This is a genomic window from Bacillus sp. RB3, assembly GCF_030164735.1.
Lineage (GTDB): Bacteria > Bacillota > Bacilli > Bacillales > Bacillaceae_G > Bacillus_A > Bacillus_A cereus.
The window spans coordinates 106722-123267 of sequence record NZ_JASNGE010000012.1; the positions used below are offsets into that span (position 1 = coordinate 106722).

The following is a 16546-nucleotide window of genomic DNA, read 5'->3' on the forward strand; positions in this document are numbered from 1 at the left end:
GGGATGAAAACGAGATGGATGTGAAATATAGACCTGAACCATGGCAAAACATGGGGGATGGTATGAATCGAATTACAAAAGATGCACTCATAAAATTACGGGAAGCAAATGAATCATTAAAAAGAATTGATGGAAGAATACGAGATTTAGACTCGGATGGTAGTATCCATTTTAATCCTAAAGATCAATCGCAAAAAATCGGGGAATTACTTGATAGTTATACGACATTACAAAAATATTGCGGAGAAGCAGGGCGATTAGTCTCTGAACATATAGATAAACCTTTTTTAGTAGAAATGGATAAATTTGCTCAAAAAATGAGAGATACATCTATTCTCAGTTTTGAAACAAATAACCGAATTGGCTCTACAACAACGACAGTATTACCAGGTGCGCATGCAGGCTACGGAAGTGTACCACAAACAATACAGAAGAAGAAAGATAAAATAACAGTAGAAGATATTTTTAGAGATTCACCTGCATTTGATAACGTACTGAGAGGGGAATACAAAGAACTAAAAAAACAAAATCCAGATGCAAAACTAAATTATGAAGAATATAAGAAAGTAGTCCCATCCACACGAGGATTTGAATACAAATCGATAGAAGATGAACAGAAAAAACTAGAAATGGTGCGAGACATAGGAATAGGCGTAGGAATCATCATCACAACAATCCTTTGTCCACCACTCGGAACCGCTGCGGCAGTTGTATACGGCGCTGTACAAATAAAAAGCGGTATCGACGGAGAAGACTGGGGAACACACCGGAAATTGAGCCAAGAAGAACGAACAGGAAACATCATTTTTGGCGGATTAGATGCAATCCCAGCTGTAGGGCTATTAGGAAAAGGAGTAAAAGCATTCAAAGGCACGAGTGAATTAGCTGATTTAGCAAAATTATTAAAATTCAAAGAAGGAATGCCTGGTTTTAATCCAAATTTGGGTAAAAATGTGGTACAATCGCTTAAGGAAAATAATCTATTAAAAAATTTAAAAATACAAGGCTGGAAAACCGTAGATAAGATTAATGATGCGGACTACTTCATTAAAGGTCTAGTGGCAAAAGGTGTGGACTCCGTAACCCCATTCGCTAAAGGTGTAGAAATCATGCCAGATGGAAGTGTCGTTAGATCTGGAACGAACTATAGCGGAAAATTCCAAGAAGCCCATGATGCCTCAAAGGCGAGTATTCAGAGTAGGATCTCGAATTTGGAGAGTGGTGGGGTTAAGGGTACGGGTGATATTGGAACACCGCCTCGATACGGGGAAAGAAGAATCTCAAAGGAATTATATGATGAATTAAGAGATGGAACGCCTACTGCAAAGCTACGGGAAAAAGTTAATGAGGGCATTGAGGATAAAATAGGAACGCCTGACCCTGCTTTACCTGGTAAGTATATTACAGATAGACTTCAAGCTGATCATATCGTATCAATGAAAAATATAGCAAAGATGGAAAATTTCGATAAATTAACGAAAGAACAACAACTTAAGGTTTTAAACAATGAAGAGAATTTTCTAGGATTAAGTGAAGCAGCCAATAAATCTAAGGGGTCTAAATCTTATTCTGATTGGACAATTTATAAGAAAGAAAAAATTGAAGTTGATCCTAAGTTTAGAGAAGAAATGATAAAGAAGGAAAAAGAATTAGAAATGAAATTACAAAAACAAATTGATGATTTTGTTGAAGGAAATAAAAAGGATATAGATAAATAAAGGAGTTAGAATTATGGAACAAAAACTTGGTTTTTTAAGAAAATATAAAAGAAATGCACAACTTATATCATGCCATGAGATTAATAAACTTGATAGTGGGAAAATACCAAATTCATGGTATGAATTGTTTCAAGAAGAAAACGTAGACAAGAGAGTTGAGAGTATTTTATCGATATGGAAAGAGCAAGTAGGAGTGGAATTAAGAAACACTATTTCTTATTTGTCTAGGCACCTTGAAGAAGTAGAGCTTATGAACACAAATGGTAGATATTCAATTTTATACACTATTAAAACAGATAATGGGGAAATTCTATATTATGAAGGGGGAAATCCCAAAGATGAGTTTAATAATGAAGAATTAGAAAAATCTTGGGATAAGATTCCTTCAACAATACGAAATTTTTATCGAACTGTTCATAATGGTTTCTATTTTTATGCGAGTCAATCTATGGGTTTAGTTCCTTTAGAAAATGTAACTTTTTTTGATGATGATGAATGGGGTATTATTGAGGAGTTAGAAGAACCTTTACAAATTGATTTACAAACTACTTTTGGTTTCTTTAAAAGTGGTATGGGTGGTTATGTTGCAGTAGATTATAAGAATTCTAATAATGATAATGCGACTTTATGGTGGACGAATAAAGAGCCTAGATATAATATGAATTTTTGGGACATTGTTGATGAATGGATAGTAATTGGATTTGAAGTTTAGTTTAAAGGTTCTGTTGCAAAGTTTTTATATAAACAAAAAAATCCTAATTTAGTAGGTAGAGTTTATACAACTTTGAATAGATTCTCTAATTCATTGTACGTCGAAAAAACGAAGTACGAGCTTAGGTGAGATGACATTTTACTGGGTGATGAATATAATCACATGGAAAGTATATTAAACTAAGAACCCGTACAAACTCGTCAATTTTAACTTAGTAGTTGTCATGGCATGTAAAAGGTGTCGTACTGTTAATACAAAACTTACAGATCTTATAAATCTTACAAATTTATGCTACTTAAAAACATATGAAACTTAAAGCACTTGATTGTCTATTTGGGGCAACAAGTGCTTTTTTAATTGAAATGTATACCATAAATTTATAAAAGTTATTTTTATGAATTAAAGCTAACAGAAATTACTAGTATTATATAATTGAAAATACATTAGCAAAAGGTATGGACTCCGTAACCCCATTCGTTAAAGGTGTAGAAATGCTACTACATGGAAGTGTCGCTAGAACTGGAACGAACTATGGCGGGAAATTCCAAGAAGCCCATGATGCCTCAAAGGCGAGTATTCAGAGTAGGATCTCGAATTTGGAGAGTGGTGGGGTTAAGGGTACGGGAGAATCCAGATTAGAATATTTGAGAGGGAAATATGGCGAATTAACTTCTGAACAGCTCCATGCTAATATTAATGAAAGGGCTGGTATTGCATTTCCGCAAAGGTCCACTAGGAGTCAACTTAAAAATGGAGGTTATATTGTTGAAGATGTTGACTTGTATAAAAAAATGAGTCCAAATAAGAATCGTGCTCTAGGTTTTCGGAATACCAAAAATGATGGATTGGTACAAGCGCATCATGCAATACAAGATGAATGGGCTAAGATATGGGCTAAAACAAGCGGTAATAATTATAGCAGTCGACAAGCACCATCAATATTACTCAAATCTACCTCTGGTGAACCACATGCTATAATATCCGCTCTTCAAAGAGCTAGAAGAAGGAATGAAGGTTTTAGTACGGATATAATATACGAATTTAATATTAGCTATAAAGAAATGATTGAAGTGGGTGTAGATTTAAAAGTAGCAAAAAAAGTAATGCGAGAAGCATATAGATATTTTGATGGATTAGGAGGATTTAAATGATAAATGTTCAAAAATTGTCGACTTATGAATTATATTCTCCAGTTGATGAAAATGAAATTAAAAAAATTGAAGAGGAAATGGGATTAATACTCCCTAATGCTTATAAACAATTACTAAAGCATACAAATGGTTTTGTGTCCGATAATGGAGTCGTTATATTTGGAGTGGATATAATAGATGAAATGAATAAAACATATGAAGTCCATGAATATGCAAAGGGTTATGTTGCTGTAGGAAGTAATGGTGGAGGCAAAATACTGTTAATGACTGCAAATGAAAACGCAACAGAGTTAGTACAAGTTGATTCGGGGATTATGGATCCGAATTATGCAACCACAGTAAGTGAGAATTTAATACAGTGGATAAATGACGGAGCGATAGATATTGACTGTGTGGACGAAGAACAGGAAGTGTTTAAGGAAAAACTGTGTAATCTTATATTGGTAAGTCCACCAGTAGGAGGGGCTATGGATTTAAAGAAAATACAAGAGGTATTTATCATCAAAAAGGGATTGTTTGACTTATTAAAAGGATCAAAACAATTACCATTCGTGTTAATGAAAGACATACCTGTTGAGTTGGCTTTAAAAAACATAGAACTGTTAGGCGAATTAGGGGATATATTGAAAATATCTAGTACTGATTAACTGATTTTAGGGCTTAAAATAGAGGGTATTTGAATTAAGAACCGTTTAATACAATTATTAATTCAAAATAATATTGTTGAAAAATTGCTATTGGTTCCGTGTGTGTCTTATATAATCAATAAATTAAACTCTTAGAAAATATTATTTGAATTTAGAGTGCTTGATTGCCGACTAAAGGCAACGAGTGCTTTTTTATTAGATAGACATGGATCATCAAGTACCTGGTAAAATGCAGTTAGTAGTGTCTAAAACGCATAAAGTTAACCATTTAGGTGGAAATGCATTATGGGGGGATGGAATCAGATGAGTAAGGTACAATGGAGATCACCAGATGAACCTATTATACGAGAAGATGTAAAGAATGTTGAACAGGAATTGAACATTAATTTTCCTTTAGATTATATAGAATGTGTGATGAATAATAATGGAGCGCATGTTAGTCCAGAGGTGTTTGAAGTTGAAGGGAAAAGAAAGGTTTTTGGAACGTTATTAAGTTACGATATGGAAGATGATGAAAATATTATGGAAGTATTTGATGATTACAAGGATACACTACCAGCAGAATTAGTTCCTTTTGCTTTTGACCCAGCGGGAAATTTAATATGTTTTGACTATAAAAATGACAAAAATAACCCTGTTGTGGTATTTTGGGAACATGAAAATGCTGGTGAAAAAGAAATGTTGCTACGAGAAGAAGGATTAACAGAAGAACAAGTGGAAGAACGTGCAAGAGAGAATGTATTTTACATTGCAGATACATTTACTGATTTTTTAAATAAATTACATGATTAAAAAAATAAAGTTTATGTGAAGTGGATAGAAAAAATAATAGGGTGTTTGAAAATTGATACTCCATGATGGTTGTACCATCATGGAGTACTGTGTGCAATGATAGAATAGAAAACGAAGTACGAGCTTAGGCGAGATGACATTTTACTGTGTGATGAATATAAACGCATGGAATGTATATTAAATTAACGAACTCGTACAAACTCGTAAGTTTTAACGTAGTAGTTGTCATGACATGTAAAAGGTGTCATACTGTTACTACAAAACTTACCAATTTATGCTACTTAAAAATAGATGAACTTAAAGTACTCGATTGTCGATTAAAGGCAACGAGTGTTTTTTTGCGTTTTAGCGTAGAAATTTAACAGAGCACTATAATTTTATTATGTAAACTTTTTACGTGATTTTTTATACAACTAAAGAGAAGAAAAATGTTCACTATTACTTTCATTTCTGTTATGAAAATTCTACAATAGAAAACAGAACATATATTTGGTATAATCAAAACATACTATATGAAACGATGTACATGAGTTTGAGATTTATGAAAAAAGGTAAGCAATACATAATAATAAATACGCTATAGGATTCAGTTCATATTATACAAATCAATCGTTAGAAAGGAACAGATGTAATGAATCAAATTTCATTTGAAGATTTATTTGAAGAAGAAAAAGAAAAGGTGGAGGTAGCTGAGGTATGTAAGGTACCAGCCCCTTTATCACCATTACAAAAAGATATTTTAGAATTAATTGATTCTGAAGAAATAAGTGCGCTTGAGCTATGTGAACGATTAATACGATCTGGTAAAATACCCGATGAAAGATTCACTACGAATAAGCCTAAAGCATATGGACAAGTATGTTTACTATTAGAAGGTTTTGTTACAGAAGGAAAACTTATTTTTATCAAAGATGATGAGAAAAGAGATAGGGTATATAAATTGAAAGAAGAAGTTTGAGATGTATAGTGGGAGATGAATGATTGGTTCCCTTTAACTTGCAGCTCCGTTAGTCTAGTAATGTCCACTAAAAAGGTGTCAATCTCTCCTAGATTGACACCTTCATACTTTTAACATCTTACATACTTACGCTTAAAACCAAGTCTTCCTCTATCAAGTTCTTTCTGAATACTCTCTGTAGCATTTAGCAAACTGCTTTTTTTATTATCACGTTTGACTTCAACTATACCAACTTCTTTTGCAATCTCGACTGCTTTTTCATGTAGTGGTACATATGATATTGCCACGGTGTTTAGGAAATTATTCATAGCGGATTTTGTTCGTTCTGGAGAATGATGAATTGTATCTTTCACCATTTCAAGCATATCGGAAATTTTACTTTCGGAAAATTCATTGTCTTTGCGATTTCCTAAAAGCCAACAGTAGCAACTCCAGCCTGCAGACATTTTAAGCTCGTCCCCACTTGCAATCCATTTATCAGCAACATCTTGTGCAATATTTGACTCCGATAAAGTTACTGCCACTACATAATCAGATAGCATATAAAAATATGCCCCGTCTATCCAGCGATCAAAATCAGACTTACTCATAGCTTTTGGATCGGCAATAATACCTGCAAAGTACATAGCATCGTAGTTACCTGTGGCATAAAGCTCTTCAGCTAACTCTTGATTTAATTTTATTTTTTTAGCGATTGGTTTCATAGCACCTGTAGCTACTCCGAATACTGGCTCATGCGCACCGTTAGATATGTATATTTTTTTCGTTCGTTCCTTACCTAGAGATTCAAGTTCTTGCATAACTGTTTTAAAATCCATAGTTGTGCAACTTCCTTTCTTCATGTGAAAGCCTTTTTAAGCCTTTCGTATTTCATGTGTTAATACTAATTGTATTCAAGGGGTATGTCTACTTTCTAAAAGTATCGAAACCGGTTAGTAATTTTGAAGGTTTTGATTTTGTGACTGCTACAAGCTATCTATAATGGTAAGAAGGTCACTGTAAGGTAAGTAAGAATGAAAAGTATGTATAGTTTTTCCAGTGAATATTTGGTATGATGGTGAATGGGAAAAATATACAAGTTGTTAGTGGTTCATAAAAGGGGGATTGAATTGAAAAGAACACCTGAATTCGTATTAGGTTTAATTGGTGGCATTTTGGGAATTATTATTTCCATAATATTAATAGTTGTAGCGTTTAATATTATGGAAGGTGTTGATTACGAACTTTTAGCTTATTACTCTATTATTTTAACGGTTCAAATAGGATTGTTCATTTTATCGTGTTTAGTAAACAAGGTTAATAATAAAGTTTATGGAGTTTGTATGATTGTGATTCCTATAGTTATGTTATTTATGTCATTATTCTTTTTACTTATTCCGACAATTTTACAAATTATATCTGGTTCATTTGCATTTAGGACATTAAAGTTAGAATCGAATGTAAGCTAAATATAATTATTAACGTCTGAATATTCGGTTTTTTAAACATTTTCGTTTGCAGTTCAAATTAACATAAAGTACAAAGTTGTACGCTTTAGGAGGAGAAATAGATGATTATTTGGTCTGGTTGGGGTTTTTTAGTCGCAATTATTGTAATTATTAATACTCTTTTGGGTAAGGCTATCTTTGGATCTATAACGGGGGACGCTACATATTTTCAAGACCATAGTTGGCCAATGGCGGTAATGTTTATTATATCAGGGGTTATGTCTTGGTATTTAGGTAAATATATTAATAAGCCAGATGGGAAAGTTTATATAGATGCCGAAACTGGTGAAAAAGTTATGTTTAACAAAAAGCACTCATTATTTTTTATAAAAATGGAATATTGGGGACCGATTCTAGGAGTTATTGCGATTGTAACTTTAATTACAAGATAAAAAAAGAGGATGGGTATAGCAAGAGTAATCTATTCAAGTAGAAGGAGAAATCAGTCATGAATGCAAAGAAACTACTAGGGGTAGCAGTTCCGGTCATGTTGTTATTTGGTTGTGGAGTTTCTGAGAAAACGAACACTTCTAAACAGGAGAAAACGGAAGAGTCTAAAGTAAAAGAATCGAAGTCTAATAGTAAGAAAGAAAAAGTTTCAAAGGAAGACTATCCTAATAAAGTGTATAAATTAGGAGTAGAGTTTGATAAGTTGTTTGCGGAGCATAACAATATTACAAGAGAGGTTTTTGACGGTAAGAAAAAGAAATCAGATATAGTAGATAGTGTGAAAGAATTAAATAAAGTGTTAGATAAATTTGAGTCAATAGATCCCCCTACAGAGTATGTAAACCAACAAAAAGATTTTGAAAAAGCAACTAGTTATTTTAGAGAGTCTTTTTCTTTAATAAATGAAGTATTCACCAGAAAAGAAAAAAGAGAAAAAGGTGATAAGACTGATAAAGAGTTAATAGAGAAATCTGAAAAGCTAGTGAAAGAAGGAGATATTTACTGGCTTAAGGCATTCAAAGATCTTGAAGGGGATATTAAAATCGGTGACGGTACAGTATCAATGAAAGATTTGAAAGAGTTAGATAAGAAAGCTGGAATTAATACAGATAACGTTATGAAGAATGTGAAGGATGGTACGGAATTAATCGGTAATTGGGGATTCCAAGGAACAGACGGTTTCAATATGTCACTCATTTTAAAAGGTGATAAGACATTTGAAACGTATGGTAAAGGTGAGTATCCAAATAAAAAGAATTATATTGAAGGAACTTGGGAATATGATAAGGAAGCTTTTACAATCTATTTACATCTCAATAAACGTTTAGTAGACGGTGTAGAAGATACAATTCAAAAAAAGAAAATAGCATATAAAGTTCAAGATTATGATGGGGAAAACTTGCGATTATTTAATGAGACGTCATTTAATACAATTAAGTATGTGAAGCAAAGTTAAAGTTATGAAGGACTAGGTTTAAATGGCCTAGTCCTTCATTAAAGTGCGAGTATGTAAATAATATGTTATCTTTCGTTCTGTTTACTTAGTATCATGTTATTCTTTAATAGAGTAATAAATGGAGTTTTGCATTAAATATATGAGGTTGGTTACAAATGATAAAGAAATTTACTAGATTAGTATTAATAGTGGTTATCCCAATCAGTCTTATTACAGGTTGTGGGGCTGCTGAAAAAACTGAAGCACAAAAGCCGAAAGCGGTACAAACGGAGAAAAAGGACTATATGGATTACTCATATGGTAGCAAAGGTATATTAGTAAGTGGCAAAGCGAAAGAACGGCAACAATACGAGATTGGATATATGGATGATAATAAGTTAATTGGGATTGATGAAAATATTGAAGACTGCATTATTTTAGATAATAAAGATGAAGCAGGTCTCATTTGGGAACAAATAGAGCGAGGATCTATTATTGAAGTGCAATACGGTAAGGATCGCAATGATATCGTAGGCGTGCAATTCGTAGGAGATCGTGAGTCATATGAAATTAGTGATAAGTTTGATCGGAATACGATAAATGAGATTGTTGAAAACGTTAAAGGGAATTTGTAATAGATGTATTTCGATAGTATAGGATCTCTTATTATGAAATTGTATGCCAGTTATTTGTCTAAGTTTAAATTGATTATTTTGACGGTATTTGTAATTAGTTGTAAAATAATGTTTGTTGACGAATTTTATAAAAAGTATGTTAGATGAAATTCATCTGTAGGGATGACATATAAATATTTTCTTAATGGGTATAAGATAAAATAATTAAAATATATAAATAAAAAGAAAATATAATAGAAGTACATAGTAGATTTATATTTTTAAAAATTAATGTGACAATAAAGGGAGGTTGAGATACATACACGGTGGGAGTGTGTATGTATTTATTATAATAATGAATAAGACAATCAAACAACAAGTAATCGCACTATCAACAAGTCTAGTGATTTTAGGGAGCGTACCTTTATCAGCATCAGCAGAAGAGATAAACAACTCTCAAACTGATCAACTTAATATTGCCCAAGGAGAACACGGAACGAGCGGATTAAATTATTCTAATTTCAAGTTGGAAGTTCCTAATCATGTACAAATTAACGAAGCAGAAGTATCTGAAAATGAAAAAATGCTTTTAGAAGAATATAAGCATAAACATGATGAAACAGAAGAATTAAACAAAATGCAAAATGCTAAGAAGGGACAAGTAGCAGAAAAGGAAGCTATTTCAAACATTGAAAAGGCATTTGAATCTGTAGATGGTCGAAATGATGGATCTGATCGTCAAATGAAACCTGTTGCAAAGCCAAGAGGTATTCAATATAGTGCACAGAGTACGAAGAAATATGGAACACTTGCAGGAGTTCCATTTGTGGAGTGGATTGTTCCAGCAGGAAATCCTGATATTCGTCCTGCAAATCCGATGAAAGCACGTTACATTACAATTCATGAGACCGCAAATACAGCCGCTGGTGCTAATGCTGAAAATCATGCGAAATATTTATACAAGCAAGCAACTGAAGGCACTTTCCGAACAGCTTCATGGCATTTTACTGTAGACGATAAACAAATTTATCAACACTTACCAACAAACGAAAATGGTTGGCATGCAGGAGATGGAGATGGATCAGGAAACAGGGAGTCTATCGGTATCGAGATCGCGGTTAACCAAGATGGTGATTACAATAAAGCTTTAGAAAATGCAAAACGACTTGCAGGTTATTTAATGAACAAAGAAGGAATTGGTGCAGATCATATTTACAAGCATCAACAATGGAGCGGGAAAAAATGTCCTGACATTTTAATTTCACGTGGTAATTGGGCTGGTTTCGTACAAGGAATTCAGTGGTATGCAAATATAAATGCGCAGATTGATACGCCTTTACAAGATAAAAATGACTCATTTAATCCAAATGAAAATAATCCGGCTGAACCTAGCATGGAACTAGTGGTAAATGGTAGTGGCATCAATGTACGTAGTGATGCGGGTATTGAACATCGTGTTGTACGTAAAGCTTCAACCGGAGATCGTTACAAAGTATTAGCGGTTAAAAATGGTTGGTATAAAGTAGGTAATGGAGAATGGATTTTCTATGACCCAAGCTGGATTAAAATTAACTACAATGTACCAAAGGAAGAAGTACAAAAGCCTAAGGAAGAAGTACAAAAACCAAAAGATGATATTACAGGTGGCTGGTTTGAAGAGCATATTCGTAAATTAAACAGTCTAGGTATTATGCAAGGCGAAGGTAATGGTGTATTTGCGCCATATCGAAATGTAACGAGAGCGGAGTTTGCGAAATTAATCTCGAATGCTCTTAAACTACCAGAGGGAAATAAGTCATTTGTAGATATTAATGAGGCACATCCATCACTTCATGACGGTATTAAACGTTGTGCAAGTGCAGGAATTATTAATGGTCGTGGTGAAGGGATTTTTGATCCTAACTCACCAATTACTCGTGAAGAAGTATCTATTATGATTGACAAAGCATTACGATATAAAGGAATTACAGGTGAGTTAGCAGCATTACCATTTACAGATAAGCATTTAATAACATATAAAGAATCAGTTCAACGATTATACAGTCTAAAGGTAGTTAATGGTATTGGAAATAATGAGTTTGATCCCCGAGGTACAGCAACTCGTGGTCAGGCAGCTGCCTTTATTGTGAAGATGTTAGATTCAATGCAAAAATAAAAGGAAACTTTAATCAGTGAGGGCCACTCGCACTGCAATCGAGCAGTTTATTCACCGAATTTTGAAATGAGAGTTTTACTGCCCGCAAATAGCAGAATAAATGGTATGTAGAAGCTGACATTGGTAGAAGTGAAAAATAAGAAGAATTTGAAAGGAGCTATCCAAAATAATAATTTGGAATAGCTCCTATTTAGTAGGAAGAACAAATTGTATTTCATAGATTGTAATGTAGAATGCCCTTCCAAGCCCCTTATAAGCCCCTACCAAGTAATAAATCACTAAGAAAAAACAAAAACAAGAACAAAACAAGCGCGAAAAAATGAAACCGGCGTTGTAGTAGTAAAAAAATTGTAATTCGAATGCCAAAACCATTCCCGTATGCCTATCTTTATAATGAAGGATTAAAATTTTCCTATTTACTAGCAAAGAGTGGAGGGAAACATATGGCGGTATACCGTAATGTGCAGGTGAACTTTTGGCAAGATGAATTCATATTAGATTTAACGCCAGAGGAGCGTTATTTTTACATATATTTGTTAACTGGTACGAAAACGAAGCAATGTGGTATTTACATATTACCGAAGCGTGTGGCAGAGCTTGAAACAGGTTATAGTATGGAGACTGTTGAGAAGTTGCTAAACAGGTTTGTTGAGTATGGAAAGATTTTATATGATACGGAAACGAAAGAGGTATTCATAATAAATTGGTTACACTATAACCCTATTTCAAATACGAATGTGGAGAAGTGCGTATTACGTGAGTTAAAGACTATAAAAAGTAATGAGTTCATACATATATTTTTACGTAAATGCCTTGAAGAAGAATACAAGATTCTATTATTATTGCAGCATTTTGGTATGCCAAAAGAAGAGGATAATAGTAGTTCACAAGTAGTTATTGAAGAGAAAGAAGAAGCGGAAGAGATAGAGGTGGAAACCATAGAAGAGGACGTTCCAAATAGTGAAGTTTATAAGTTTTATGAACAAAATATTAGTAGTTTATCCCCATATATTGTGAAGGAATTGAAGAATTGGATACAAAGACTTTCTGGAGAGAAAGTGTTAGAGGTACTTAAAATTGCGTTTGAAAATAATAAGAAAACGTTAGCTTATGTGAGGGGGATTTTGAGGAATTGGTGTAGTGAAAAATTAAAGGATTTTAGTGGGGAGAAGTGCGTAATGGGAAGTTTAGAGAGAAGGAAATGTATTTTGAGTAGTGTATTTTAATTTACATTAACTTAACATAGAATGTATGTTCGTTTTTGTGAGATTTATGCTATACTACCATTAAATAAGGATATTTTTATAATAGATAAAAAGATGCGGGGGGTACAAAGTTTGACTACTAGTACATCTGAGTTGTTTCAATATATTAATATGACAGAAGAACAGAAACAATTATCACAACGATATTTACAGACAAAAGAAGAAGAGATTTTAAAAGATATTCAACTAACGACAATTCGTGATCAAAAAAGAAGCGATTTTGCGGAGCGATTTATAAACGATTTTAGGAAAGTGCATAAACAAGATCCGGATTTTTTTCGATTATTTTACCATATACTCGAGGAGCAATTATTAAATGTTCTTGTAGTCCGTTTTGCGCATGTCAGTTTTTCTAAAATGAAGATTTATTTAGAAAAAAGTGCACTTCCTTTGGACAAACTTGTAGCAATCGCATGTAAATATTTATCCAGTATTTCAAGTTATGTGAATGAAGCAGATGTTTTTCTTAGAGAGTTAACAAGAGAGAATCCGAACTATATAGAGGGACAATTACATACTTTACCAACTAACCAGCAAGTAACATTACTTCTTGTAATGTTTGATGTAGATTATGAAAAGTTTCGTACATATAGTTCTTTATTGAATGAGAGGTTAGAAGAACATACAGAATTTATATTGAAACTGCTAGGGGAAAAGGAAAAGGTTGAAGCAGTTAAACGGTATTTAAAAGGTAAAGATGATAGTGAAGTATTTATAGGTGGGAATTTACCGGAACATATTTGGCGGCTATTATTTTGTGTTCATAAATATTCGAATGTTGCGAGGCGATATATTGAAATATTGGCGAAGAAAAATGTTTGGGGTTTTATAAACTATGCAACACGTTATATGTGTCACACTCTCGGTCAGTCTCAAAACTACAAAAAAACTGGTAGTGTAAATAGAGAAACATATGAAGAAATTCAAAGTTTTTGTACACAGTTTTGGATTTCTAAGGAAAGATTTTTTGCGCATCGTCTAAGGCAACATGATTTAAATAGTGAGGATTTTTGTAAGACGTATGAATATGAATTGCTATGCTTTATGTTGGAGGAAGATCCTGAATTTATTCAACGTACTTTGCAATATGTAAGTAAAATGAATTATCTCATCATCGCACGCACGTTAGCTGAAAAAGGATATGAGCTAAATATAGGGAAAATGCGAGAAGAATTTTTTGTTGCTGCTTTGCAAATAAAATTGTCTACAGTGCGGGATACATATCGTGATTATTTACTAGGGAAATTGTCACTTGAGGATATGGAGCAAATACTTAAAAATCCGAAATATAGAAGTATGTATTGGGGTATGCCGGTGTTAGAGGTTGCGCTTCTTTGGGATATAGATGATGTAGCGAAGAGGGAAGCTGTACTTACACTACAGTTTGGAGATGAAGATAGTGTTAATTTATACGAACTTCTTTACGAATGTTCTGTCAGAGGAGTAGAACCGAAACAAGTATTAGAAGATCTGCTTTCGTATGGATTAAGTAAGGAAAAGCTTATCGCTTATGCAGTTGAAGAAGCTGCATGCTACAGTGAAGAGCGAAATAAGGCGAAGGAAGCGCTTGTTTGTGTAATTGTAAAAGAACAAGCGTACATCATTGAACGATTTGATGAGTATTCTGCTGTGGCCAAAGCATATATTTTAGAAGAGTTAGCAAAGGATAACATGATTAAAATGCGTCCAATTTTAATTAAAAGCTTAGGAGATTCATCTAAAAAAATGCGTGAGTCTGTAGTTAAACTGCTTTCAAAAGATGTAGAAGCTGCAGCAGATGTAGCAGTTGAACTTCATAATAAAAAGAAAATTGTTCGTGAAAATGTGATGAAAATACTTATAGAGTATAAGCTTGAAAAATATACGAAACTTGTACAGGAAGCTTTGCAAGAAAGTAAAAATGAATCTTTCGCAGGAAAATTCTCGTTTTTATTTCAAACGGAGGAAGAAAAGATAGAAGAACTATGTGCACGTATTTTAACTGAACAAACAAGAAATTCACTTCTGCAATTGATTGGGGATGAGCCACAAATCCGTTTACGTGACTCTGATGAAATTGCTGATGCTGCAATTCCGTTAGCCTATTTACAACAGTATATTTCAGATGCTGTTATTGAGAAGAAAGAAACAGCAGAAGTAATTGGTAGAGCTTTAAATGAAGAGGACTTAAAAGAATATGTGCAAACAATATATCAAATATGGATTTCTCAAGACGCAGATGTGAAGAAACGTGGAATTCTTTCGTTATACGGAATGTATAGTGACGACAAAATGGTCGACATACTTATAAAGCAAATTGATGAATGGGTGCTTCAAATGAGAGGAAAGATAGCAGCGGATGCCGTTCGTGCTTTAGGTTTGTCTTCATCTAAGCTTGCACTTATGTCTATTCATGCAATAGCATTTAAATATAAACATAAGCAAGTACGTAATGCAGCAAAAGAAGCGCTAAGTCTTGCTGCGAAAACACGTGGTATAACAGAGGAAGAGCTGGAAGATCAATTGGTGCCGGACCTTGGCTTTACTATACATGGTGAAAAAATAATTGATTTCGGGAATCGAAGTTTTACTGCCATTTTAACTACAGAGTCAAAAATTGAATTAGAGACAGAAGAAGGAAAACGTATGAAGTCACTTCCAAAGCCGGATGCAAAAGATGATGTAGAAAAGGCTGAAGAGGCTAAAAAAGAATTAGCCTCTTTAAAGAAGGAACTCCGAAATACTCTTTCAATGCAAAAACAACGATTGGAAACGGCACTTTCATTAAAGCGTTATTGGTCACATAATGCATGGAAGTCTGTATTTATGGATAATCCAATTATGAAGCAATTTTCTATTTCACTCATTTGGGGTGAGTATAAGGAAGGGAAGTTGCTGAAGGCATTCCGTTATGCAGAAGGTGGCGTGTTCTGTACAATTGACGGGAAGAGTTATGAACTTTCATCTGGCACTGTTATTGGTTTCGTTCATCCGTTAGAATTGCCTGAGGCGGAGAAGGAATTATGGAAAGAGCAATTAGAAAGTGCGGGAATTGTTCAGCCGTTCCTACAAATTGAGCGTCCAGTGTTTGTAGTAAAAGAGAATGATGAGAGTGCTATTGAGAGATTTGGCGGTATTTTACTAAATGGTCGTTCGTTATTCGGTAAGATGACGAAGCTTGGATGGATCCGTGGGTCTGTTCAAGATGGCGGTGTATATTATACATTTTACAAAGAAGATACTCGTACCGGATTAGGAGTGCAATTGTCATTTAGCGGAGCACCGATTGGTTATGAAGATGAAGAAGATGTATGTGTATTTGACATTCAATTTTATAAAGCAGGTACAGTGAATCGTGGTTCATATGAATACGATGAGATTGATGATGAAAGACGCATTGTACCAAAAGAAGTAGATAAACGCTTCTTTAGTGAAATGTTATATGATGTGCAAGTAGCGACAGATTCAAATCTTGGGCATAATGAAAGTTGGCGTAGCGAACGATAAGAAAAACCCCTTCATTGGTAGGAAAATGAAGGGGGTTTTTCAATGTTTCAAAAGGTTCTTTCATAATAGAAGCGAATTAGGGGGAAGAGGATTTTTATCCTTTTAGAAGGGATTGGTATCATGATCAAATAGATGATTTATCATACGACTACACTGAATACAGCGGGAATAGAAGGG

Annotated in this window: 14 protein-coding genes and 1 pseudogene; 14 read left to right on the plus strand and 1 reads right to left on the minus strand. The window is 33.8% G+C overall.

Going from position 1 to position 16546, the window contains the following annotated elements; all coding sequences use genetic code 11:
• The first annotated feature begins 14 nt into the window (after positions 1-14).
• The 7 genes and pseudogenes from QO049_RS17070 to QO049_RS17100 all read left to right on the plus strand — a co-directional run bounded on the left by QO049_RS17070 (position 15) and on the right by QO049_RS17100 (position 5978).
• Positions 15-1718, plus strand: a complete 1704-nt coding sequence (locus tag QO049_RS17070) for a hypothetical protein (RefSeq protein ID WP_284489356.1) — start codon at positions 15-17, stop codon at positions 1716-1718.
• A 13-nt stretch (positions 1719-1731) separates the two neighbouring features.
• Positions 1732-2430: an SMI1/KNR4 family protein gene (locus QO049_RS17075; protein WP_000435838.1), complete on the plus strand. Its 699-nt coding sequence runs from the start codon at positions 1732-1734 to the stop codon at positions 2428-2430.
• Positions 2431-2885: 455 nt separating this feature from the next.
• Positions 2886-3581: a hypothetical protein gene (locus QO049_RS17080; RefSeq protein ID WP_278003228.1), complete on the plus strand. Its 696-nt coding sequence runs from the start codon at positions 2886-2888 to the stop codon at positions 3579-3581.
• Positions 3578-4228 (plus strand): SMI1/KNR4 family protein, encoded by a 651-nt coding sequence (locus QO049_RS17085; RefSeq protein ID WP_000611386.1) that lies wholly within the window; start codon positions 3578-3580, stop codon positions 4226-4228. Before QO049_RS17080 ends, QO049_RS17085 begins: the two co-directional genes overlap by 4 nt.
• A gap of 211 nt (positions 4229-4439) precedes the next feature.
• A pseudogene (locus QO049_RS17090) lies at positions 4440-4535 on the plus strand (HNH endonuclease); the annotation flags it as partial.
• A complete protein-coding gene (locus QO049_RS17095; protein ID WP_042883736.1) occupies positions 4532-5020 on the plus strand; it encodes an SMI1/KNR4 family protein in 489 nt (162 codons plus the stop codon). The pseudogene QO049_RS17090 and the gene QO049_RS17095, both read left to right, overlap by 4 nt.
• A 631-nt stretch (positions 5021-5651) precedes the next feature.
• Positions 5652-5978 carry a DUF3895 domain-containing protein gene (locus QO049_RS17100; protein ID WP_001071909.1) on the plus strand — a complete coding sequence of 109 codons (327 nt, stop codon included), beginning with the start codon at positions 5652-5654 and terminating at the stop codon, positions 5976-5978.
• Between the two features lie 110 nt (positions 5979-6088).
• Here QO049_RS17100 and QO049_RS17105 read toward each other — a convergent pair whose 3' ends face one another.
• Positions 6089-6796: a DNA alkylation repair protein gene (locus tag QO049_RS17105; RefSeq protein ID WP_084064122.1), complete on the minus strand. Its 708-nt coding sequence runs from the start codon at positions 6794-6796 to the stop codon at positions 6089-6091.
• 291 nt (positions 6797-7087) lie between these two features.
• Here QO049_RS17105 and QO049_RS17110 point away from each other — a divergent pair, with 291 nt between their 5' ends.
• The 7 genes from QO049_RS17110 to QO049_RS17140 all read left to right on the plus strand — a co-directional run bounded on the left by QO049_RS17110 (position 7088) and on the right by QO049_RS17140 (position 16369).
• Positions 7088-7426: a DUF4064 domain-containing protein gene (locus QO049_RS17110; protein ID WP_000831724.1), complete on the plus strand. Its 339-nt coding sequence runs from the start codon at positions 7088-7090 to the stop codon at positions 7424-7426.
• Between the two features lie 101 nt (positions 7427-7527).
• The gene (locus tag QO049_RS17115; protein ID WP_000587853.1) at positions 7528-7857 is read left to right on the plus strand and encodes a hypothetical protein; all 330 of its coding nucleotides are present in this window, start codon (positions 7528-7530) and stop codon (positions 7855-7857) included.
• A gap of 56 nt (positions 7858-7913) precedes the next feature.
• A complete protein-coding gene (locus QO049_RS17120; RefSeq protein ID WP_284489357.1) occupies positions 7914-8870 on the plus strand; it encodes a DUF3994 domain-containing protein in 957 nt (318 codons plus the stop codon).
• 155 nt (positions 8871-9025) lie between these two features.
• The gene (locus QO049_RS17125; protein WP_098568543.1) at positions 9026-9484 is read left to right on the plus strand and encodes a hypothetical protein; all 459 of its coding nucleotides are present in this window, start codon (positions 9026-9028) and stop codon (positions 9482-9484) included.
• Between the two features lie 334 nt (positions 9485-9818).
• Positions 9819-11618, plus strand: a complete 1800-nt coding sequence (locus QO049_RS17130) for an S-layer homology domain-containing protein (RefSeq protein ID WP_097998419.1) — start codon at positions 9819-9821, stop codon at positions 11616-11618.
• Positions 11619-12061: 443 nt separating this feature from the next.
• On the plus strand, positions 12062-12844 hold the full coding sequence (locus tag QO049_RS17135) for a DnaD domain-containing protein (RefSeq protein WP_284489358.1): 783 nt from the start codon (positions 12062-12064) through the stop codon (positions 12842-12844).
• 111 nt (positions 12845-12955) lie between these two features.
• The gene (locus tag QO049_RS17140; protein WP_042891309.1) at positions 12956-16369 is read left to right on the plus strand and encodes a DUF4132 domain-containing protein; all 3414 of its coding nucleotides are present in this window, start codon (positions 12956-12958) and stop codon (positions 16367-16369) included.
• Positions 16370-16546: the final 177 nt, after the last annotated feature.